The organism is Colwellia maritima (assembly GCF_022669015.1).
Taxonomy (GTDB): domain Bacteria; phylum Pseudomonadota; class Gammaproteobacteria; order Enterobacterales; family Alteromonadaceae; genus Colwellia; species Colwellia maritima.
The window spans coordinates 1,128,206-1,151,581 of the sequence record NZ_JAKKSL010000002.1; the positions used below are offsets into that span (position 1 = coordinate 1,128,206).

20 protein-coding genes and 2 pseudogenes are annotated in these 23,376 nt (G+C 36.0%); 8 read left to right on the top strand and 14 right to left on the bottom strand.

Features of this window, described 5'->3' with window-relative positions; translation table 11 throughout:
• Positions 1-20: 20 nt before the first annotated feature.
• Together L3081_RS15640 and L3081_RS15645 are read right to left on the bottom strand one after the other, a co-directional pair.
• On the bottom strand, positions 21-521 hold the full coding sequence (locus tag L3081_RS15640) for a DUF2919 family protein (RefSeq protein ID WP_242286992.1): 501 nt from the start codon (positions 519-521) through the stop codon (positions 21-23).
• The gene (locus tag L3081_RS15645; protein WP_242286993.1) at positions 518-1,252 is read right to left on the bottom strand and encodes a DUF599 domain-containing protein; all 735 of its coding nucleotides are present in this window, start codon (positions 1,250-1,252) and stop codon (positions 518-520) included. The genes L3081_RS15640 and L3081_RS15645 overlap by 4 nt, the downstream gene beginning before the upstream one ends.
• A gap of 343 nt (positions 1,253-1,595) precedes the next feature.
• On the opposite strand from L3081_RS15645, the gene L3081_RS15650 reads away from it, so the two are divergent.
• Together L3081_RS15650 and L3081_RS15655 are read left to right on the top strand one after the other, a co-directional pair.
• Complete coding sequence (locus tag L3081_RS15650) at positions 1,596-2,486, top strand: carbohydrate binding family 9 domain-containing protein (RefSeq protein ID WP_242286994.1); 891 nt, start codon at positions 1,596-1,598, stop codon at positions 2,484-2,486.
• A complete protein-coding gene (locus L3081_RS15655; protein ID WP_242286995.1) occupies positions 2,398-3,909 on the top strand; it encodes a hypothetical protein in 1,512 nt (503 codons plus the stop codon). The genes L3081_RS15650 and L3081_RS15655 overlap by 89 nt, the downstream gene beginning before the upstream one ends.
• A 104-nt stretch (positions 3,910-4,013) precedes the next feature.
• Here L3081_RS15655 and L3081_RS15660 read toward each other — a convergent pair.
• A pseudogene (locus tag L3081_RS15660) lies at positions 4,014-5,188 on the bottom strand (vWA domain-containing protein).
• A gap of 17 nt (positions 5,189-5,205) precedes the next feature.
• Positions 5,206-6,051, bottom strand: coding sequence for an AAA family ATPase (locus L3081_RS15665; protein WP_242286996.1), 846 nt, complete (start codon positions 6,049-6,051; stop codon positions 5,206-5,208).
• Positions 6,052-6,246: 195 nt separating this feature from the next.
• Between L3081_RS15665 and cysK the strand changes: the two are divergent.
• Positions 6,247-7,244, top strand: a pseudogene (cysK, locus tag L3081_RS15670) (cysteine synthase A).
• A gap of 144 nt (positions 7,245-7,388) precedes the next feature.
• A complete protein-coding gene (locus L3081_RS15675; RefSeq protein ID WP_242286997.1) occupies positions 7,389-7,865 on the top strand; it encodes a hypothetical protein in 477 nt (158 codons plus the stop codon).
• Here the strand turns inward: L3081_RS15675 and L3081_RS15680 are convergent.
• The 7 genes from L3081_RS15680 to L3081_RS15710 form a co-directional block, all read right to left on the bottom strand.
• Positions 7,848-8,375 (bottom strand): pepsin/retropepsin-like aspartic protease family protein, encoded by a 528-nt coding sequence (locus L3081_RS15680; RefSeq protein ID WP_242286998.1) that lies wholly within the window; start codon positions 8,373-8,375, stop codon positions 7,848-7,850. The genes L3081_RS15675 and L3081_RS15680 overlap by 18 nt on opposite strands.
• Positions 8,376-8,591: 216 nt before the next feature.
• On the bottom strand, positions 8,592-9,068 hold the full coding sequence (gene greA, locus L3081_RS15685) for a transcription elongation factor GreA (RefSeq protein WP_242286999.1): 477 nt from the start codon (positions 9,066-9,068) through the stop codon (positions 8,592-8,594).
• A 109-nt stretch (positions 9,069-9,177) separates the two neighbouring features.
• The gene (gene carB, locus L3081_RS15690) at positions 9,178-12,396 is read right to left on the bottom strand and encodes a carbamoyl-phosphate synthase large subunit (protein WP_242287000.1); all 3,219 of its coding nucleotides are present in this window, start codon (positions 12,394-12,396) and stop codon (positions 9,178-9,180) included.
• A 28-nt stretch (positions 12,397-12,424) separates the two neighbouring features.
• Entirely contained in the window at positions 12,425-13,648 is a 1,224-nt protein-coding gene (gene carA, locus L3081_RS15695) for a glutamine-hydrolyzing carbamoyl-phosphate synthase small subunit (RefSeq protein ID WP_242287001.1), read from the bottom strand.
• Between the two features lie 216 nt (positions 13,649-13,864).
• Positions 13,865-14,668 (bottom strand): 4-hydroxy-tetrahydrodipicolinate reductase, encoded by an 804-nt coding sequence (gene dapB / locus L3081_RS15700; RefSeq protein ID WP_242287002.1) that lies wholly within the window; start codon positions 14,666-14,668, stop codon positions 13,865-13,867.
• A 132-nt stretch (positions 14,669-14,800) separates the two neighbouring features.
• The gene (locus L3081_RS15705; RefSeq protein WP_242287003.1) at positions 14,801-15,223 is read right to left on the bottom strand and encodes a hypothetical protein; all 423 of its coding nucleotides are present in this window, start codon (positions 15,221-15,223) and stop codon (positions 14,801-14,803) included.
• Positions 15,224-15,289: 66 nt separating this feature from the next.
• On the bottom strand, positions 15,290-15,913 hold the full coding sequence (locus L3081_RS15710; protein WP_242287004.1) for a BamJ family beta-barrel-assembly machinery protein: 624 nt from the start codon (positions 15,911-15,913) through the stop codon (positions 15,290-15,292).
• A gap of 270 nt (positions 15,914-16,183) precedes the next feature.
• Here L3081_RS15710 and L3081_RS15715 point away from each other — a divergent pair, with 270 nt between their 5' ends.
• Complete coding sequence (locus L3081_RS15715; RefSeq protein ID WP_242287062.1) at positions 16,184-17,473, top strand: Na+/H+ antiporter NhaC family protein; 1,290 nt, start codon at positions 16,184-16,186, stop codon at positions 17,471-17,473.
• 73 nt (positions 17,474-17,546) lie between these two features.
• On the opposite strand, the gene L3081_RS15720 is transcribed toward L3081_RS15715, so the two are convergent.
• From L3081_RS15720 to zipA, 3 genes are all read right to left on the bottom strand, one after another.
• Entirely contained in the window at positions 17,547-18,179 is a 633-nt protein-coding gene (locus tag L3081_RS15720) for a hypothetical protein (protein WP_242287005.1), read from the bottom strand.
• A gap of 45 nt (positions 18,180-18,224) precedes the next feature.
• Positions 18,225-20,294: an NAD-dependent DNA ligase LigA gene (gene ligA, locus L3081_RS15725; protein ID WP_242287006.1), complete on the bottom strand. Its 2,070-nt coding sequence runs from the start codon at positions 20,292-20,294 to the stop codon at positions 18,225-18,227.
• 92 nt (positions 20,295-20,386) lie between these two features.
• Entirely contained in the window at positions 20,387-21,496 is a 1,110-nt protein-coding gene (gene zipA, locus L3081_RS15730) for a cell division protein ZipA (RefSeq protein WP_242287007.1), read from the bottom strand.
• A 162-nt stretch (positions 21,497-21,658) separates the two neighbouring features.
• On the opposite strand from zipA, the gene cysZ reads away from it, so the two are divergent.
• The 3 genes from cysZ (at position 21,659) to L3081_RS15745 (ending at position 23,272) form a co-directional block, all read left to right on the top strand.
• Complete coding sequence (gene cysZ, locus L3081_RS15735) at positions 21,659-22,438, top strand: sulfate transporter CysZ (RefSeq protein ID WP_242287008.1); 780 nt, start codon at positions 21,659-21,661, stop codon at positions 22,436-22,438.
• A 77-nt stretch (positions 22,439-22,515) separates the two neighbouring features.
• Positions 22,516-22,791, top strand: a complete 276-nt coding sequence (locus tag L3081_RS15740) for a hypothetical protein (RefSeq protein ID WP_242287009.1) — start codon at positions 22,516-22,518, stop codon at positions 22,789-22,791.
• A 331-nt stretch (positions 22,792-23,122) separates the two neighbouring features.
• Entirely contained in the window at positions 23,123-23,272 is a 150-nt protein-coding gene (locus L3081_RS15745) for a DUF1289 domain-containing protein (RefSeq protein WP_242287063.1), read from the top strand.
• Positions 23,273-23,376 lie beyond the last annotated feature (104 nt).

Below are 23,376 nucleotides of genomic sequence, written 5' to 3' on the forward strand. Positions count from 1 at the left end.
CTCTATTCTTATTAAGGGCGTTACTTTTCGGGCATTTTTTGCGGAAACTCTTCTAGATTTATTTTAAATCGCTCACTGCTATAGCATAGTACAATCAATACGATACTGATAATGATCTGAATGAAAATCCATGTTAATGAAAATAATTGCCAATAAAAATACGCAATTACATGGGTGAGTAAATCAAACAACAATGCCACAACAATAATTGTGCGACAATGCCGCCAAGATACTTGTACCCAATTAGCCGCTTCAGGTCGACGTAAGCTAATATTGAGTACAACAAACAAACCGATAGCTCCAGAAAGTAAACTTAAGTAAAACAAAGATGTTTCTGGGTATATCCACGAAATAATACTTACCCTATCACGCATATTTGTGACTGACATTAACCAAACAATATAACCACGTAAAATGAATAACAATACTAAATACAAACGTTTTGACAATTTTAAGCAATCATAGCTGTCAAAATCTTCAACCGAGTAACGTTGATACTTTTTAGGATCCCTTTTGCTCACCCAACGTCCTTCTTTTGTGTAGTTGATTCACGTGCAAGCTTTAAATATTCTTGTCCTGCTGTAATAGCTTTCACTGCTTTTGAATTAAACTCACGGGTATACAAGGTATAAACAACCCAAAGGCTCATTATAATCAGTAATAGTGGATGAAAAAACCAACATATAGCGGCTAATGCAAAATAATAAGATCGGAGTCCATAATTATACGCATGCGCTGCTTGGTCTTGCACAATAGACATTTGTTTAGCATATGCTTTCAGGTTTTCATTTAAACCAGAAACATCGATAGGTGCGGCACCAACCATAACATTAACAAAACCATATTGACGCATTGACCAAGTAAACTGAAAGAATGACAAAACAAAAATGGATACGAGCAAAGTTAATTTAAGTTGTATTCCTAGATGACTAGGGAGATCAGCATAAGGCATTGATGATATAACGGTTTCTAAGGTATCAATTTTAGCGAACAGTGTTAATAAACCGCCTAAAATTAATAAAGTACTCGAAGCGAAAAAAGTGATATTTCTTTCTAGATTCCCCAATAAAGCAGCCTCACCTACTCTTATTTCTCGAGTCATTACTTCAGACATCCAATAAATTCTGTGTTGGTTTAAACTCCGCGCTAAGCAGTCAGTAGTTTTAGCTCTATTGCGAGCAAACCAAGTATAACCAGACCAACAGAGGAAAAAAACTAATAAAGCAAAAACGTCAACGATAGATAATGGCATGTAAACACTCATAAAACGGGGTAGTTAAGTAATATATCAATACAATATTAACTTGTTAATATTAGTCTGTAACCTAATACTAACAATAATTGATCTTAACTATTAAGAATAATTAATCGGCTGCTTCAATTTTTGGTAATACAAATTTAAAATTATGTATAAATAAGTAAATATTGTGTTAATGGATTAAATTTGTAACAATTCACCTAAAATTTGTACGGATTATGCTTTTGTCATAACTATTTGAGTTTCATTATACTCAATTCACCGTACCAACATTATAATAAAAAATAATAATTATAAAAAATAATAATTATAAAAATCAAAAATTTATGGACGATTTATGCAAAAGCTAAGTTTTATTAACTTATTAGTGCTTTTTGTTGCTTTTTTACTGATATCACCAATATCAGCTGCACAAGCAATCAATGCGCTTCCTATAAAGGAAAACATAACTAAACAACCTTTAAATATTCCCTTCGCTAAAGGAAAAATTATAATAGACGGCGAATTAGATGACACCCTTTGGTCTAACGCCTTAACAATTGATCTAAATATTGTAAATAATCCTTGGAATAATCTAGCTAGCCCAATAGATACGACAGCGAAAATAATAGAAAATGGTAAGTTTCTTTATGTATCATTTATTGCTTCTGATCCTAATCCAGAAAATATTCAAGGATTCTTAACGGATCGAGACAATGCTTGGTCCCATGATTTAGTGGGTATTAAACTTGATACACATAACAACCGCCGCTTAAATTATGAGTTTTTTGTTAATCCTTATGGTGTACAGAACGACGCAACCTTCAATGAAATAACTGGCCAAGCAAACAGTGCTTGGGATGGTCTTTGGTTTTCATTTGGTAAAAAAACTGAGCAAGGCTATCAAGTAGAAATAGCAATTCCTTATAATATATTAAATTTCGAAAGTGATGGCCAAGTAAAAAAGTGGGCCATAGAGCTTGTTAGAACCTACCCTAGAGATACAAATTTACGTATTTCTCATGTACCAATCGATAGAGATAACCCTTCTTGGTTATGCCAATACCCTGAAGCCATTGGATTTAAAAAAGCCACCATTGGAAAAAATATACGCTTAACACCATCATTAACGGCAACTCGATATGATACGCGTGATATTTATGTCAATAGTAGTGACGTTGCAAGTGATTGGTCTGCTGAAAATGATGTGGAAGCCGGGTGGATTTACGCCGGGAATAAATGCCCATAACTTATTAAATGCAACACTAAATCCCGATTTTTCAACAGTAGAAAGTGATAGTGGTCAACTGAGCGTTAATACTAACTTTTCTTTATTTTATGATGAAAAACGCGCATTTTTCTTAGACAACAGCGATTATTTTAGTAGTGATTTTAACTTAGTTTATACTCGCAACATTGCTGATCCTGATTATGGTATTAAAGTTACAGGTCGAGCGGATAAACATAGCTACGGGATTTTTAATACCAATGACACTGAAACAAATATTCTTTTGCCAGGCAATTTAGATTCAGAACTAGTGACTATAAACCGAAAAAGTAGCGCCGGCGCATTACGCTATCGTTATGATTTCGATGAGAACCTAACACTAGGTACCATTGCAACATTACGTTCAGCGAATGACTATCATAACTATGTTTTGGGTTTAGATGCACGCTACCGTTTATCTGATTCAAATGCTATCAAAGCACAAGTTTTAAGTTCCGATACATTATATTCTGATACATTATATTCTAATAAATTAAATTCTTATCAAGCAAGTAAAGACAGTTTTACGGATAATGCATTTAAGCTAAATTTTACCCATAACTCGGAATATTGGCTAATTGAATTAGATCATCAAAATATTGGCACTGATTTTCGCGCTGATTTAGGTTATATGCCAAAAGCTGATATAAAAATAGACCAAGCAGTGCTCAAAAGAACCTTTTATTCAGAACAAGATAGCCTTTGGCAAGAGACCAGTGTTTTAGGACAATGGCGAATTGTTCACAATACAAATAATGAATTGATAGAGCGAGAATTAACAACAAGTTTTGCTGTTGATGGCCCTTTACAGTCACTGATTCAACTTGATTTAGTTCATGGTGAAAAAGTTGGCCTTCGCCATGATAAAAACAGCAACAAGATCGATGGCAACACGACATCGTTTAACGAAAATCAACTAATATTATATTCCAGTGCTTATTTAGACAATCGAACCTATGTTTCACTTGATTTTACCATTGGAGATAAAATTGATTATTCAAATAATCGTTTAGGGGATTTAATTGAAGCTACAGGTAATATTACCGTTTTTGCAACCGATCATTTAGAAGTAGATTTTTATCAAACTTATAGTAAGTTAGATGCACAAGAGAACAATAGAGAAATCAACGTTTATACAGCAAACATCTCTGAATTACGCTTGTCTTATCAGTTTGATATACAAAGTTACTTAAAATTGAGCCTAATTTATAATGATATTAAATTTGCAGACTCTGAACATGTTAAAGATTTATCAAGCCAACTTATTTATGCTTATAAGCTTAACCCGCAAACAGTTTTTTTCTTAGGTTACTCTGACAATAGTTACAAAGATAATGACCTAACTAAATTAACACGCGCTGAACGAACCTTTTTCACAAAAATCAGTTATGCGTTTTCGCCATAGTGGTCAGAAATGATTATAGTAAAAACCGCTTCAAACACTAGAAAATAAAATCATGCGTGCTATTTAAAAGCACGCTGTTGATTTAATAACATCATACCCACCTATTAAATTAACGCTTTAATTCCTTGACCTAAACCGACTAAAGTCAATGGATACATTTTCCCTTCAACCTTGACTGTTCCATGATTTGTATCGAAGCATAATAGGACCACTGAGGCTCAGCTTGAGGGTTCAGCCAAATGACTTTATCGAAATGATCGGTCAATCTTTTCATCCACACACTGCCTGGTTCTTCATTCCAATATTCAACACTACCCCCAGGGTAAGTAATTTCATATGGTCCCATAGTCGCATCACCCACAAAGATCACCTTATAATCCCGGCTATACGTATGAAGCACTTGTAGTAAATCTATTTTCTCCGTTTGCCTACGGCTATTATCCCGCCAAACATTTTCATAAATACAGTTATGAAAATAAAAGAATTCTAAGTGTTTAAATTCACCATGAATTGCAGAAAATAATTGTTCACATACCTTAATGTGGTCATCCATTGAACCACCAATATCAAAAAACATCAGCACTTTGATAGCATTATGACGCTCTGGTTTCATTTTAATATCAAGATAACCAACATTTCGTGCTGTTGACGCAATAGTATCATCAAGGGCGAGCTCTTCACTCGTACCCGTACGCGCAAACTGCCTTAATTTACGCAATGCCACTTTCATATTACGAGTGCCTATTTCTACATTCGCATCTAAATTTTTAAATTGCCGTTTATCCCATACTTTAGTCGCTTTACGATGCCTAGAGCTTTCTTGTCCAATTCGCACACCTTCAGGGTTATAACCATAAGCACCAAACGGAGATGTGCCTCCAGTGCCTATCCATTTATTACCACCTTGATGTCTTTTTTCCTGTTCATTGAGTCGTTCTGCTAGTGTTTCCATTAATTTATCTAAACCACCTAGCGCAGCTATTTTAGCTTTTTCTTCATCGGTGAGTTGTTTCTCAAACTGCTTCTTTAACCACTCTTCGGGTACTCCTGACAGATCTAATTCTAAACTTGCCACCCCTTTAAAATAATCTGCAAAAGCTCGATCAAATTTATCAAAGTGAGCCTCATCTTTAACTAAAATAGTGCGACTTAAACTATAAAAATCATCGATACTCGCAAAAATAACGCCTTGCTCTAACGCACGAAGAAGATCAAGTAACTCGCGCAAGGTGCAAGGCACTTTGTAATCACGTACCTTGCAAAAAAAATCAATTAACATACCATTTCACCTCAACCCTAACGGTGACGTTGGTGCATGAAAGCAAGCTTTTCAAACAAATGAACATCTTGTTCATTTTTTAATAAAGCACCATGCAAAGGTGGTATCACTTTTTTCTGCCTAGTTTCATGTAATATTTCTTCAGATATATCTTCAGCCAATAATAATTTAAGCCAATCAATAAGCTCAGAGGTAGATGGCTTTTTCTTCAAGCCTGGCATTTCTCGCAAATCAAAAAATAACGCTAAGGCTTCATCTAAAAGAGTTTGTTTAATCTTAGGAAAGTGCACATCAACAATCGCTTGCATTTCTTCTTTTTCTGGGAAGTTGATGTAATGGAAAAAACAACGTCGAAGAAAAGCATCAGGTAATTCTTTTTCATTATTAGACGTTATGATGATAATAGGTCTTTGTTTAGCGATAACCTTTTCTTGCGTTTCATAAACAAAAAATTCCATTTTATCGAGTTCTAATAAAAGGTCATTTGGAAATTCAATATCAGCTTTATCAATTTCATCAATTAATAAAACGGGACGATTATCAGCGGTAAAGGCATGCCACAATTTTCCTTTAATGATGTAATTACTAATATCATTTACCTTTTCATTACCTAACTGACTATCTCTTAAACGTGAAACAGCATCATACTCATACAAACCTTGTTGCGCTTTAGTCGTCGACTTAATATGCCATGGAATAAGCTCTACATTTAAACTCGATGCTAATTCTTCAGCTAGCATGGTTTTACCTGTACCCGGCTCACCTTTTATCAATAATGGTTTTTCTAAAGCAATAGCGGCATTAACCGCTAATTGTAAATCATTTGATGCAATATAATTGCTAGTGCCTTGAAATGCGCTCATATTTTATTTCCAAAAATTATGCTAAGTGATGAATGATAATTGTGTGATACGGTGGTTTTTTAAAATTAGTACTAGATAATCGTTTATCTATTCCATAAAAATATATAAGTTATAACAAAATATCACTTCTTTTTCTCTCGTAAAGCGCTAATCTTAACAAATATAATTAAGTGAACATAGTCACAGGAACCTGCAATGTCTAATATATTTGAAGATAATTCAACCTCCATCGGGAATACACCTTTGGTAAAGCTAAACCGCGTAATTGCGAGCAAAACTAGCGACGGTACACAAGCCAGCAACCGTGCTTGCCAAAATCGAGTCGAGAAACCCAAGTTTTAGCGTTAAATGTCGCATTGGTTCTGGCATGGTGTGGGATGCTGAAGAAAAAGGCATATTAACACCAGGTAAAGAAATTGTAGAGCCTACTAGTGGTAACACAGGTATTGCACTCGCTTTTGTTGCAGCAGCTAGAGGCTATGGTATAACCCTGACTATGCCAAGCACCATGAGCTTAGAGCGCCGTAAGTTATTAACTGCTTTAGGTGCAAAAGTTGAATTGACCGATGGTGCTAAAGGCATGAACGGAGCAATTGCTAAAGCGCAAGAAATTAAAGATTCTAATCCTGAAAAGTACGTTTTATTAGGCCAGTTTGACAACTTGACTAACCCTAAAATTCACGAAGAAACAACAGGCCCTGAAATCTGGCGTGACACTGAAGGCGCAATTGATATTCTAGTTTCAGGTGTTGGTACTGGCGGTACAATTACAGGCACAAGTCGTTACTTAAAATTAACAAAAGGTAAAGCAATACAAAGTATTGCCGTTGAACCAACTGATTCACCAGTGATTACCCAAAAACTTGCAGGTGAAGCATTAACGCCTGGTCCTCATAAAATTCAAGGTATCGGTCTTTGGTTTTATTCCTGGTAACCTAGATTTAGACATGATTGATGGTGTTGAGCAAATTACAAATGAAGACTCTATGTCAATGTCACATAGATTAATGAAAGAAGAAGGTATTTTGGCCGGTATTTCCTCTGGTGCAGCAGTTGCAGCAGCTAAACGTCTTGCTGAAAAACCAGAAAACTCTGGTAAGGTTATTGTTGTTATTTTACCTAGTTCTGCAGAGCGCTATTTATCAAGTGCTTTATTTAGTGATAGCTTCACAGATAAAGAATTAGTACAGTAATACAATTAACTAGATAGAATCCTATTCTTTAAAGGTGCCTCGGCACCTTTTTTATTGAATATTTTTTATCAATTATTTTAATGATTACTATTTAAAAATCTTATATTGAAAAACTTATATTGAAAAAACCAAGGCATTCACGTTATGCTTAAGTTACAAATGATGACTCACTTATTTAATCCTCTTATGCTTAAAAAACTTCCTATCATTTTTGTCTTTCTATTTTTCCTGAGCGCTTGCAGCGGTGAAGAAGAAATTAACGAAATTGAAAACCCCAAATTTGTCGCTGTAGCCTTTTTTGAAGCTATTTATAATGAGAAAGATATTGATAAAGCAGCCTCTATTTGTTCTCCTAAATTAGCCCGTTTATTAATACACTACAAAACACCGCAATCTGTCGCTAGGCATCTGTTTAATATGTCGTTTGAAAAGACTATTGATATACGACCTGACGATAGCGGTGTTAAGATCAGAGAGCGATTTAAAGATAAAATTGCGGTAACCATATATATTGAAGGCTACTACAACGAAAGCAAAGTGAAACATGTTAAACGTCTTTTATTAATACAAAATGACGATGATCAATGGATCATTGATGAAATATTAAAAGATCCTTTTTAATAAACGCCACTGGTCATAAATATTTCCCTTTTGTTTTCGTGCTTCTATATTTTGAAACTGGGCAACATCTATTGAGTCTTCACTGACCAAGCGCATTTTTTTATTAGGATAATCCAACTGAGTAACAAATTTATCAAAAAAACTACTACCGAACAAAAGTCCAGTAGAATGATGTCCTAGATTCATTTCAGTAATTTTATCAACCGTAGTTTCAATGCCCAAAAAACTAATTGGAACATTAGTAAACGTAGTTTTATTCTCTATACCAAAAACACCTCTGACTTTCCTTTTACTCCCTTTATCTAACGTTAATTGATGCTTAGCAAGAAAGACCTTATTAATACCACTCAATTGAGAGCCCGTATCAAGCATTGCATAGGTATCAATATCTGTAATAGTAGCGGGTATTTTCACATGACCATATTCAAGGTTAAAATCAATCCATTCAGTGACTACTGCAGCACATTTAAGTGTTAAGAATAAAAAAGCGAGTGGCAATAATACCTTCATAATAAGTCCTTTTATTTGTAAAAATCCGATTTTCATTATTTTGGGTAATTATACTATTAATTGTATAGTATTCGTCTATATCCTGACACATTTAATACAATTAGCCTATCTAGAGGATAATTAGCATATTACATAAAAGAAATAAAAAACCCCAAAACTAAGTGTCGTTTTGGGGTTTTATAAGTGATATTTTAGGTAAATGAGCTAACTCAGCTATTAAATATGATCTACAGCCATAATTTCGTATTCAACCACACCACCAGGAGTAACAATTTCAATTTCGCTATCTACAGTCTTTCCAATTAAACCACGTGCTATAGGTGAGTTAATTGAGATTCGATTATGCTTGATATCTGCTTCATCATCACCAACAATCTGATATTTGACTTCTGCTTCGGTATCGATATTTAATAAAGTAACCGTAACACCAAATATCACTTTGCCGGTATTAGCAATTTTTGATACATCAATAATTTGTGCATTGCCAAGTTTGCCTTCAATGTCTTGTATACGACCTTCACAAAAACCTTGTTGTTCTCGTGCAGCATGATATTCAGCATTTTCTTTTAAATCGCCATGTTCACGTGCATCAGCAATAGCAGCAACGATTTCAGGGCGTTTAACTGTTTTTAATATATTCAACTCTTCACGTAACACATTCGCGCCATGAACAGTCATTGGATATTGACTCATAATTTTATAATCTTTATTGTTGCGTGATTAAAACCCCATCTAACTATAAAACCGTAGACGGGATATTTTTCACGCTTGTTTTAAGGTATTAACGCTTTAAAATAGCCGCTTATTTACAACGCTTATGCAATTCTTGAATTGACGTTACCGTATTTCTATCATCAGCAGAATGTGCCTGACAAGCCGCAAATGCAGCGTTTAATGTTGTAGTATAAGCAACTTTATAACGTAATGCACCACCACGTAACACTTTAGAATCTTCTATGGCTTTACGCCCTTCCGTTGTGTTAATAATATAACTATATTCGCTGTTTTTAATTCTATCAAGAATATGCGGACGCCCTTCATGTACTTTATTAACCAAACGAACCGGAATGTTTGCTTCACCTAAGATGATAGCAGTTCCGTGTGTTGCATCAAGTTCATAACCTAAAGCAACCATTTGCTTAGCTAAATCAACTACGCGTACTTTATCAGAATTACGAACAGAAATTAAAGCTCTGCCTGATTTAGGAACAGACTCACCAAGACCCAAATTAGCTTTTGCATAAGCTTCTTCAAACGTGTTACCCACACCCATTACTTCACCGGTTGAACGCATTTCTGGTCCAACTAAAGGGTCACTTCCATGAAACTTATTAAAAGGAATAACCACTTCTTTTACAGAGAAATAATCTGGAATAATTTCTTTAGTAATACCTAGTTCTTTCAATGTTTTACCCGCCATAACGCGCGCACCAACTTTGGCTAAAGGAACAGATGTTGCCTTAGATACAAAAGGAACAGTTCGTGCTGCACGAGGGTTCACTTCAATTAAGTAAACCTTATTATCCTTAACTGCCATTTGTGTATTCATTAAGCCAACCACACCTAATTCAAATGCTAAATCAGTTACTTGCTTACGCATAACATCTTGAATTTCTTGGCTTAAGCTATATGCGGGTAATGAACAGGCTGAATCACCAGAGTGAACACCTGCTTGTTCAATATGTTGCATAATGCCACCAATTACAACATCAGTACCATCACAAATAACATCAATATCAACTTCTATTGCATCATCTAAGAAGTGATCAAGTAACACAGGTGAGTCATTCGACACACTGACGGCTTCTGTCATATAACGGCGTAAATCATCTAAATCATAAACAATTTCCATTGCTCGGCCACCTAATACATATGATGGACGAACCACTAATGGGAAGCCAATAGCTTCGGCTTTAGCCATTGCTTCTTCAATAGAAGTAACGGTAGCATTTTCAGGTTGTAATAAACCTAAACGGTCTACCGCTTGTTGGAAACGTTCTCTGTCTTCTGCACGGTCAATAGCGTCAGGTGATGTACCAATGATTGGTACGCCTGCTGCTTCTAACGCTCGCGCTAATTTAAGTGGTGTTTGACCACCGTATTGCACTATTACGCCTTTAGGTTTTTCAACGCGAACAATTTCTAATACATCTTCAAAGGTAATCGATTCGAAATATAAACGATCCGACGTATCATAATCAGTAGAAACAGTTTCAGGGTTACAGTTAACCATAATAGTTTCATAACCGTCTTCACGTAAGGCTAACGCGGCATGAACACAACAATAATCAAATTCAATACCTTGACCAATGCGGTTTGGTCCACCACCTAAAATCATTATAGAATCTTTATCGGTAGGGTTTGCTTCACATTCTTCATCGTAAGTTGAATACATATAAGCCGTATCAGAGCTAAATTCTGCCGCACAGGTATCAACACGTTTGTAAACTGGGTAAATATTAGCTTTATGACGTTTCTTACGAATTTCAGCTTCAGCAACACCAATAACATCAGCAAGGCGAGCATCTGAGAAACCTTTACGCTTAAGTTTACGTAAATAATCAGGCGTTAATACTTTTAAACCACCTTCAGAGACTTTCCCTTCTTCTTTTATAATATCTTCAATTTGTACTAAGAACCAACGGTCAATTTTGGTTAAACGGAAAATATCGTCAACTGAAAGCCCTAAACGGAATGCATCAGCAATATACCAAATACGGTCTGAACCTGCTTCTTGCAATTCGTGCATTATTTTTGTTTTCGCCCCCGGTTGTGTAACATCAACCATAGGGTCAAAACCATTTACGCCCACCTCAAGACCACGTAACGCTTTTTGCATAGACTCTTGTTGATTACGACCAATTGCCATAACTTCACCAACAGATTTCATTTGTGTTGTTAATCGGTCTTCACTACCTGCAAATTTTTCAAAGTTAAATCGTGGAATCTTAGTTACAACGTAATCAATGGTTGGCTCAAATGACGCAGGTGTTTTGCCCCCAGTAATATCATTCGTTAATTCATCTAATGTGTACCCTACTGCTAATTTGGCGGCTATTTTAGCAATTGGGAAACCTGTTGCTTTTGACGCTAATGCAGAAGAACGAGATACACGTGGGTTCATTTCAATAATAACCATACGGCCAGTATTGGGGCAAATACCAAACTGAACATTTGAACCGCCTGTTTCTACACCTATCTCACGAAGTACTGCAAGTGATGCATTACGCATGATTTGGTATTCTTTATCCGTTAACGTTTGAGCTGGTGCAACCGTTATTGAATCACCAGTATGAATGCCCATTGGATCGAAGTTTTCAATAGAACAAATAATAATACAGTTATCATTCTTGTCACGAACCACTTCCATTTCATACTCTTTCCAACCAATTAGTGATTCATCAATCAATAACTCTGATGTAGGAGATAAGTCTAAGCCGCGGGTGCAGATTTCTGTGAATTCTTCGGTGTTATAAGCAATACCACCACCAGAACCACCCATAGTAAATGATGGACGGATAATACATGGAAAACCAAGGTGCTTGCTAGCAGCATAGGCTTCGTCCATTGAATGAACGATTTCTGCACGTGGGGTTTCTAATCCGATCGCTTTCATTGCCTTATCGAAACGACTTCTATCTTCTGCTTTATCAATAGCATCAGCAGTGGCACCAATCATTTCAACATTAAATTCTTTTAACACGCCCTTTGCTTCTAATTCAAGCGCACAGTTTAAAGCTGTTTGACCACCCATTGTAGGTAGTACGGCACAAGGACGTTCTTTTTCAATAATTTTACGAACAACTTCCCAATGAATTGGTTCGATATAAGTAGCATCAGCCATGTCAGGGTCAGTCATGATAGTTGCAGGATTAGAGTTAACTAAAATAACCCGGTAACCTTCTTCACGTAATGCTTTACATGCTTGCGCGCCTGAATAATCAAATTCACACGCTTGACCAATTACAATTGGGCCAGCGCCTAAGATCAAGATACTTTTTAAATCAGTACGTTTTGCCATTTTTCTTTTCTCTCTCTTGTCTGTAGGTTTAGGCTTGGTTTGCTTTATATTCGTTAATCAATTCAATGAAATGATCAAACAATGGTGCTGCGTCATGTGGTCCGGGGCTTGCTTCTGGATGACCTTGAAAGCTGAACGGTTTATCTGTACGATGAATCCCTTGCAATGAACCATCAAATAATGATTTATGCGTTACGCGTAAGTTAGTTGGTAAATTATCTTCATCAACAGCAAAGCCATGATTTTGTGAAGTAATCATTACGACATCTCGGGCAAAATCTTTTACCGGATGATTAGCGCCATGATGACCAAATTTCATTTTGATGGTTTTTGCACCACTAGCTAAACCGAGTAATTGGTGACCTAAACAAATACCAAATACAGGGATATCTGTCGTTAAAAATTCTTTAATGGCTGTAATCGCATAATCGCAAGGTTCAGGATCACCAGGTCCATTTGATAAAAAGATCCCGTCAGGATTCATTGCTAATACATCTTTAGCAGAGGTTTGTGCAGGCACTACTGTTAATTTACAACCGCGGTCAACTAACATTCGCAAAATATTGCTTTTCGCGCCAAAATCATAGGCAACCACATGAAAGTCAAAGTTTTCTGGTTCAGAGAAGCCTTCACCCATAGGATTCCCTAACGACCAACTCCCTGATGTCCACTGATATTTTTCTTTAGTAGAAACCACTTTAGCTAAATCCATGCCTTTAAGACCAGGGAATGCTTTTGCTTGTGCTAATGCATTATCTTGCGCTGCCTGTAAGCTTTCATCACTGACATCATCAAGTGTTATAATACAGCCGTTTTGTGCGCCTTTTTCTCTTAAAACACGGGTCAATTTACGGGTATCAATATCAGCAATACCTAAAATATTGTTGGCAATTAAATACTCGCTTAAACTTTGCTCACTTCTAAAATTACTCGCTAGTAACGGTAAATCTCTAATAACTAAACCTTTAGCAAAAATAGTGTTTGATTCTTTATCTTCACAATTTGTTCCTGTATTACCAATATGAGGGTATGTCAGGGTGATAATTTGCTCTGCATAGGAAGGATCAGTTAATATTTCTTGATAGCCTGTCATTGAAGTATTAAATACTACTTCACCAACAGCCGTTCCCTTTGCACCAATTGCGGTGCCTTTAAATACGGTACCGTCTTCCAAAGACCAAAATAGCAGATATAGCCAATGTAACCTCCAAAAAAGAAGAAAAGAATGCAACACATATATTTTAAAGGTCATTACAACACTTTAAAATTTCCTTTAAAATAAATGCAAAACAATCACAAAATTTGCACATAAAAAATGTCAAAAACCAGCTTTTTGCTAAACTTTTGACAAAATCCACTTATTTTACGCTTGTAGCTTCCTTACGTCTAGTAAAAATTTTATAAAACAATGGTTTTATGTGATTAAATCGTTTTTAACCACGAAACAGTTAAAAGTAGAAGTTATCTATTACTTTAAACCTAAAACATCTTGCATATCGTAAAAACCATTATCAGCTTCACTCAACCAAAATGCGGCTCTCATAGCACCTAAAGCAAAAGTCATACGTGAGCTTGCTTTGTGAGTAATTTCTATACGTTCACCTAAATCAGCAAAGAATGCGGTGTGCTCTCCCACAATATCCCCTGCCCTTACCGTAGCAAAACCTATGGTTTCTTTATCTCTTTCACCGGTTATCCCTTCTCGGCCATAAACCGCGCATTTATTAAGATCTCGTCCTAAGGTATCGGCTATCACTTGTCCCATTTTTACTGCCGTGCCAGAAGGAGCATCTTTTTTGAATCTGTGATGGGCTTCAAAGATTTCTATATCGGTATAGTCACCAATTGCTTTGGCAGTAACTTCCAGTAGCTTAAACATTAAATTAACACCTACTGAGGTATTAGGGGCTAAAACAATTGGCATTAAATCACTTGCTGTTTTTATCAAAGATATTTGTTCAGCACTAAAGCCGGTTGTTCCGATGACTAATGCTTTATTATGCTTTTTACACCACGCAATATTTTCAAGTGTGGCCTCTATTGAAGTGAAATCAATAAAAACATCCGCACTAGTTAACTGATTTAATTCGGTTGACGCCGTTAATCCTATCGCACCAATACCCGCTAATTCTCCCAAATCAAAACCAACAAAAGAGGAGCTTGCGCGAACACTTCCGCCAACCAAATCAATATTTTCATGTTCGTGGGCTGCCTGAATAAGATTACGGCCCATACGGCCACTACATCCTAATATCGCTACTTTTACTTTCATTTTTATCTCTATATTTAAATTACTTACTTTTAATCACTATTAAAAATTACCGATAATAAACTATTGTTATTGATGTTTATCTATTATCATTTACTCTCTAACTTCATTTATCATCTAACTAAAAACGATAAATCAGTCTGTTAACTCAAAGGGAATATCTAATGTTATTGAATTGTCTAATTCATGAGAAACCACATTAATTATCTTCAATTGATTATCAATCAATATTAAATGATATATCGCGCAAAAATCAGCAAACGTTTCTCCCTGTTCATTAATGAACGTCCAATTAACACATGCTAATAACACACTGTCAGTCACTAAAGTGTAACTAGCATTACTTACAAGAATATCACGGGTATTGGCTTGCTTTAATTGGGTGAAAATATTCTCTAACTCTTTAATGCACTCAGCTTCATTTTCCAAGAATACAAGCTTGTCTGGTGTATGTAATGTACACGGTAAATGATAAAATTCTACAACATCATTAAGATTATATTGTTTAAATGCCGTTATATACGCGTTAAATAACCTAACAATTTTTTCCGTTTCCACTTTCGCTTTCATCCATTTATACCAATTAAAAAAAGCCCTCAAATGAGGGCTTTTAAAATAGCTAAATTAGCTAATGATGTTTAACAATTCAACATCAAACACTAAGGTTGCATAAGGAGGTATTGCACCTTGCGACCCTTGTTCTCCGTAAGCTAAGTTATATGGAATAGTTAATTTCCACTTACTGCCTTCAGTCATTAACTGTAATGCTTCAGTCCAGCCTGCAATAACACCACCTACAGGAAACTCTGCCGGTTGACCACGTTCTACAGAACTGTCAAACACATCACCGTTAGCAAAGGTACCATGATAATGAACACGAACAGTACTTGCTGCTGTTGGTTTTTCGCCATCGCCTGTAGCAACAACTTCATATTGTAAACCTGATTCTGTTACAGTAACTTCATCACGTTTAGCATTTTCAGCTAGAAAAGCTTCGCCTTCAGCCGCTTTTTCTTTAGCAATAGCTTGTTCTTGCTCTTGTAGTTTTTTTGATACAATTGAAAAAGCATCGTTTAAATCTTCATCTGATACTTGGCTATCGGCATTAACTAAGGCGTCAGCAATACCCGCTTGGACTGCAGTAACATCAAATTCTTTAAATGGGTTATTACGTAATTGGTCACCTAACTGACGACCTACACCATAACTTACGCGTTGTTCTATCGTTTCAAACTTGTTTTCAGACATATCTTTCACTTATTTTTAAATTAATAGGAATTAAATAATTGGCGAGAGTTTATCATAAAGCTTAACGGGTATGTAGGGGGCAAGTATCGCAATTTGTTCTTTTTTATAAGGGAATGAATGTAAAACATTACTTCACACACTCATGATTTAACGAATATAATGGAGTAGCAATTAACATAAAGGTCATTAGACCCTAATAAGAATATAATTTATGACCACAACAACGGCTGCTTCATTGCCCACACCAACTAAAAAAACCTTTTAGCCCTACTGCCCTTTGCCGTATTTCTTGGTATTTTTTTAGGTACGGGTGTTATTCTGACACTTCAAGGTAGTGATTTTGCGTTTTATCAACTTCCGGCTAGTATCGCTATTATTCCGCCCATTTTTGTCGCTGTTTTTTTAGGTAAAATAGTTAATAAAGATACGATAGAAAAGCAAATTGGGCAATTTATTAGTGGTGCCGGTCATGCAAACATCATCACTATGTGTATTATTTATTTACTTGCAGGCGCTTTTGCTACTGTGGCGAAAGCTACGGGAAGTGTTGATGCCAGTGTTCAATTAGGATTAGCTGTTTTCCCTACTTACTTATTGTTGCCTGGATTATTTATTGTTGCCGCCTTCTTATCAACTGCGATGGGATCGTCTATGGGAACAATTGCTGCAATTGCCCCTATTGCGCTGGGTTTTATTGAATCAGCAGGTATTGATTCAGCTTTAGTTGCCGGTTGTTTAATTTCAGGGGCTATTTTTGGTGATAATCTATCTATTATTTCTGATACCACCATTGCTTCAACCCGAAGCCAGGGTGCACAAATGAAGGACAAATTCAAAGTAAACTTTAAATTTGCCGTACCTGCCGCCCTTGTTTGTTTAGCTATTTTTACCGCGTTTGGACAAAATATCGATTATGAAATGACGAATGATCCTGCAATTGTTGGACTTGTGCCTTACATCGTGATTCTCGTGCTTGCCCTGTCAGGTGTTAATGTTTTTGTCGTACTTTCTTTAGGTATTGTACTGGCGGCTGCTATCGGTATGTTAACTAACGATTATCAATTATCTGCTTGGATTAGTGATATCAACTCGGGCTTTTCTAGCATGCAAGATATCTTCATTTTGTCATTGTTTATTGGGGGATTAAGTGAATTAATTCGTCATCAAGGTGGATTATCTGCTTTAACAAATACCATTGAGTCATTCGCGAAAAAACTAAGCCCTTCAAATAAAAAGCGGGCTGCCGGCCTGGGTATTGCAGGATTAACCTTTGGGTGTAACTTTTTTACAGCAAATAATACTGTCTCGATTATCATTACAGGTGAAACTGCGAAAGAATTGGCAATCGATGGAGATCTAACACCCGCGCAATCAGCCAGTTTACTCGATATATTTGCCTGTATTAACCAAGGGTTGTTGCCTTACGGAGCACAAGCGCTATTATTAGGTACCACCCTAGGGATATCACCCTTAGCAGTAATTTCTCATGCCTTTTATCCAATGGTATTGTTTTTTACTGCAGGCATTGCTTTTTGGAAAATGACCAAAGCTAGCGTTTAATTTTAGCTAGCTTTCGCCCTGGTAGTTTGATTGGGATTTGATTTAGTCAAATTTGAGATTAATAATTTATGTATTACTCTTTGATTAATGTACTGCTATCTTTTGTTACCCCATAAATATCATCGGGGTTAAAACCTAACGTTATATGAAAATCTTTATTTTTCAAAAGAAATTGTTGACGAATCATTTGCGCATCGCTACTTTTGGCAACGATAAAATAGGTTTCTTTGTTATCTAATTGCACATTACCTAAACCAAGGAGTGTCACATTTACCTCACCAGACATGCTGCTATTGATAACATCTAAAGACAATAATTTTTCAATATCTGTTTTGTTTGCAACTTGATACTCTGGCGGGCTAATGATGGTCATGTGAAATAATTGATGATCACGCGTCGCTTGTCGTTCACGGTATTGCTGAAAACTCGCGCCAAGTATCGACTCTAGTTTAGCTAAATATGGCTGTAATTCTGCGCGGCTTACAGTGGCGCCTATATATTCTTGTCCTCGGTTATCGCTCAATTTAGTAATTTTTAATCGCAATGTTTTGCTAATTCGTCTAATTTGTTGCGCTTCTACGTCATTTGACGCTTGCCGTGCCTGAGCTCGTTGACTAATCAATTCGGCTTTGCCGGCGCTATTTGGTTCAGCTATAGCGCGTGTTTGCATACAGATTAGAAATACTACGATACAAAATTTATACATGGTAAATAAAGCCTTTTTGATGATGGATATTTAGAAAACTGAACATTAATGGTACTTTGCTAATAACGCCACTAAATCATCTTCTGTTAATATTATAACTCCTAACTCTTGCGCCTTAGTTAGTTTAGAACCCGATTTTTCACCTGCAACTAAGTAGTGTGTTTTCACGGAGATGCTACCTGAAACCTTAGCACCTAATAATTGTAATGCGGCTTTAGCTTCTGTTCTGCCCATTTGGCTCAGCGTGCCCGTCAACACAAATGTTTGCCCTGCTAATGGCATTTCATCTGCTGTTTTAACAACAATATCTGGCCACGTCATTTTAGTACTTAACGCCGAAACTACAGCTAAATTATGATCTTCATTGAAAAAGTTGATGATATTTTTTGCCACAATAGCCCCTACATCATCCACAGTTTGTAATGCTTCAAAACTTGCGGCTTGTATTGCTGATAATGTATAAAAATGATTCGCCAAATTAGCTGCTGTTGCTTCACCAACTTCTCTTATACCCAAAGCATAGATAAATTTAGGTAACGTTGTTTGTTTTGCTTTTTCAATGGAGGCAATAAGTTTTTTTGCTGATTTTACACCCATACGCTCCATAGTGCTTATGTCAGTCTCGGTTAAATTAAATAAATCAGCAGGTGTGGAAATTAATCCTTCATCAACAAGCTGCTCAACTAATTTATCCCCTAAGCCATCAACATCGTGCGCTTTTCTTGAAGCAAAGTGTTTTATCGCTTCTTTACGTTGTGCTTGACAAAATAACCCTGCGGTACACCGCAATACAGCCTCACCTTCAGCTCGTGCAACACGTGAACCACAAACAGGACATGTTGTGGGAAACACAATATTTTTAGCATCATCTGTTCGTTTTTCAAGAACAACAGATACAATCTGCGGGATCACATCCCCTGCTCTGCGTATAACAACGGTATCCCCGATCTTTAAACCTAAACGTTCAATTTCATCTTGGTTATGTAGCGTAGCATTTGAAACAGTAACACCTCCAACAAATATCGGTTTTAAACGCGCAACGGGGGTTATGGCACCAGTGCGTCCTACTTGAAATTCAACATCATCTACGGTGGTTAGTTCTTCTTGTGCCGGAAATTTATAAGCCATTGCCCAACGTGGTGCCCGGGCAACAAAACCAAGTCGCTCTTGTAAGGCAATATCGTCAACTTTAAGGACAGTACCATCTATTTCATAACTTAACTCATCTCGTTTATTAAGAATATCTTGATAAAACTCCTGTACTTGCGCTTGATCGCTTAACAAACGTACTTCTGGGCACATGGGTAAGCCTAATGATTTAACCTGACATAAACGTTGGTAGTGTGAAGGTTTTAAAAAGGCTTGCCTTGCATCTTTCATGATCTCTGACGATAAGTTTCCTACAAAACCTAGACCATAGGCATAAAAATCTAAATTACGTTTGGCCGTAATTTTTGAGTCTAATTGGCGTAAGCTTCCTGCTGCTGCATTACGTGGATTAGCAAAAGACTTTTCACCTTTTTTAATAGCGGCTTTATTTAATTGTTCAAAACTCGCTTTAGGCATAAAAACTTCACCACGAACTTCAAAAACATCAGGATAGTCAATACCACATTCACCAATAAGCTTTAAAGGAATAGACTTAATAGTACGTATGTTTTCTGTGATATTTTCTCCCGTAGCTCCATCGCCACGGGTCGCAGCTTGCACTAACACCCCTTGCTCGTAACGCAGGCTTACTGCTAAGCCATCGAGTTTTGGCTCAGCACAAATAATAAGTTTTTTATCGCTACCCAATCTGTCTTGAATACGCTTAACAAAAGCATCCCACTCATCAACAGAAAAAACATTATCAAGCGACAACATAGGTACTTGATGTGTAACTTGAGTAAATGCTTTAATAGCTTCGCCACCAACTTTTTGGGTAGGTGAGTCAATTGTTTTTAATTCTGGATGTGATTGTTCGATAGCCTGCAATTCACGTAATAAACGATCATATTCAGCATCCGGTACGGGTTGATCTAGTACATAATATTGATAATTATACTGATTCAGTTCTTGGTGAAGTTGTTTAACTCGCTCAGATTGCGTTTGTGAAGACTTGATAGTTGTCATGGATAATTAACTCGAAAAACAAAGAAAATATTAACTGAGCCACTGCTTAATACGATAAATAAGTCAGTGGCTTAAAGAATGTGTATACGTTGCTATTCAACACGAGCAAGACGATGTTGTCGGTCAAACTCACGTATTTTACTTACATAGTGTTGCTCAGTTTGTTTAGTCATTACATTACGTTTATCATCAAGTAACTGCGCATTAAATTCTGCCGCTAATTGCTTAGCTGCCAATAACATTTGGTCAAAGGCTGCAAAAGGGTCACCTGCATTAGGTAACGTCATAAATAAACTAACGCCCTGCGTTACAAACGTTTCCATACTTTCTAATTCAAAAGATCCGGGATTAAGCATATTAGCTAAACTAAAAGTTACAGGGCCATTACCCGCATTATCTTGATGTCGATGAAAAATATTCATCTCACCAAATTTCATGCCTAATGTTAATAAACTAGGTAAAAGTGCAGCACCAGACATTTGGTGATTTTCAGGCATAACAACACTTAAAATAATGACTTGAGCATCTAGTGGTGCCGGGTCCGCCTCTTTTTTGGCTGTTGATTTTTGAGGCGAAGTTTTTAATTCATCTACATTAATGTTTGGGTTAACATCATCATCAATAGATAGACCATCACCAAAATTTATTTCTATTTGATTTCGTTTAATTTCTGCCGCAGATGGTGGTGTTGCTTGTTTAACAATAGATTTTGAAACAGGCGTTTTAGCCTTAGCAAGTTTTGCCTTAGTTGGTTTTGCCTTCGTAACTGGCTGCTGATACATAGGTGGTTCTAGAACAATTTTTTCTTTTATCGCTTCAGTTTGTTTAGCGTCACCGTTTATCTTTTGATGAGAAATATCATGTTCTGACAATTGTTCATTTGCAGAAAAACTATGATAAGAGTCTTCATTTTGACCATTTTCTAAATGACTAATTTCTTCAAGGCTTATTGTTTCTTCAAAGTCTTTTTCACTGACAACGTCAGGTTCATTTGCTTGTTTTAATATTTTAACTTGCCCTACGCCGTCTTGATCAAATCCACTACCATCAAAATTTCTTGATATTGGCTCAACCTTTGTTTTACTGGTTTTGAGTTTATAAGGGTTTTTTTGTTTTCTAATGGTCCACAAACCATGAATAAAAATAGCAGCAATAATAACGCCGCTAAGAATAATTAATGCGTTTCTGAAATTATCTTCCATTGTTATGCCTGTCTTTAAAATGCTTTAAGGGAAAGTCGGGATTTTTATTATATAGAGTAAACTCTAACAGAAACAGTGCCATTTTGTAACATGTTAGTATTGTAATTACGTTTCAACAACCTCTATAATCAATCCATTAATATCAATGCGTTACTTTTATACATGTCTAACTCTGTAAAAAATAATTTTCGTTCCTCGCATACACCTTTCGCTGAAAGTGGTGCGGGGTATTTATTTAAAGGTTTTGAGCTTATTAAATTAAAAGGGATCCGTCGATTTGTATTTATTCCTTTATTAATAAATTTACTATTATTCAGCTTTGCATTCTATTTTTTATTTAAGGAACTCGAACATTACATGACCGTGATAATGGCGTGGCTACCTAGCCGGTTAGATTGGCTTAATGCTATTTTATGGCCAATTGCCGTTATTACAATCCTGATTGTTTTCTCATTTTTGTTCAGTACGGCTGCAAACTGGTTAGCGGCACCATTTAATGGTTTGTTATCTGAGAAAATAGAAAACTTATTAGTGGGTGAACTTTCACCTAACGGCAGCATGTTAGAAATTGTAAAGGATATTCCGAGAACCTTAGCCAGAGAATGGACGAAACTCGCTTATTATATTCCACGTGCTATCGGTTTTTTTATTTTACTGTGGATATTGCCTGTTGTGGGACAAATTATTTGGTTCTTATTTGTTGCTTGGATGATGGCTGTACAATATAAGGATTACCCTTTTGACAATCATAAAGTACCATTTACTGAGATGAAACGAGCACTAAAACAGCAACAAGGCTTGAGCTATAGCTTTGGCATTACTGTTGCCGTATTTTCAATGATTCCCATTGTTAATCTAATTATCATGCCGGTCGCTATTTGTGGTGCTACAGCCCTTTGGGTTGATCATTACCGTGATGAGTTTCATTGTAGTAATTTATAATCAATCACTATCTCGCACTATGTATAAAAATAATATATATTTAGCTAAGTGACTTTAAACCAACAGGAATTGATTAAATGAAAAGAACACGAATAAATAAATACGGCATAGTAGCCTGTGCTATTTTATTAAGTTTAAGCAAGGTAACGCTTGCGGTTGATAATGTTACCCCTATTTCAATTCCTATGGTTGCTAATGCACAGGTTTTCGCAGATTTTACTGATGACATACCTGCGGTTTTAAATTATTTCACCTCTTCTACTAAAGATGAAATTATAGATTTTTATAATCAAAGTTTCGGTGAGTCAATTTTTCAAGAAAAAAAAACGAGAGCGCCTTACGTTAACCTATAAAAATGAAAATAAAACTATTCGAGTTGTCATTTCTCAGCAAAATAGTAAACGCCAAGTTGATATTCTTGTGGATAAAACACCAGAATAATTTAATAAATAGTTTATATTTTCATTAAACCAAACATGAACATCTATATATTTAGTTAGAGTATTTAATTAAAGATTACTATGTTGCCTAATCTGTTTCTTCTATACTCTAGTTTATCCGTTAATTGCTTATATGTAATCCGTTGTGAGATAAATTGTTATGTGTTTAGTTCATGGTTAAAGTATGACAACTCGTCCAAAAAAAGAAAAATAAAAAAGAACTCAGCCCTTGTGTAAGGAATTGTTGTTTGATCAAAATGACATTTGTGTAGGTTGCTACCGTCACCTCTCTGAAATTATCGGTTGGCGAGATAAGTCAGAAACTCAAAAGAAAGAAATATTAGCTTGCTGTAACCAAAGAAAATGTAAATCCATTACTAACTCCTCAGCTTAACAAGTCTTTCTTTCTATAGCGGCTATTTATACTAACTTCCTCGTTAAACCAATTCTATTATATTTATTACCACCACGGAGCTACATTAGCGACCTTATACCAAT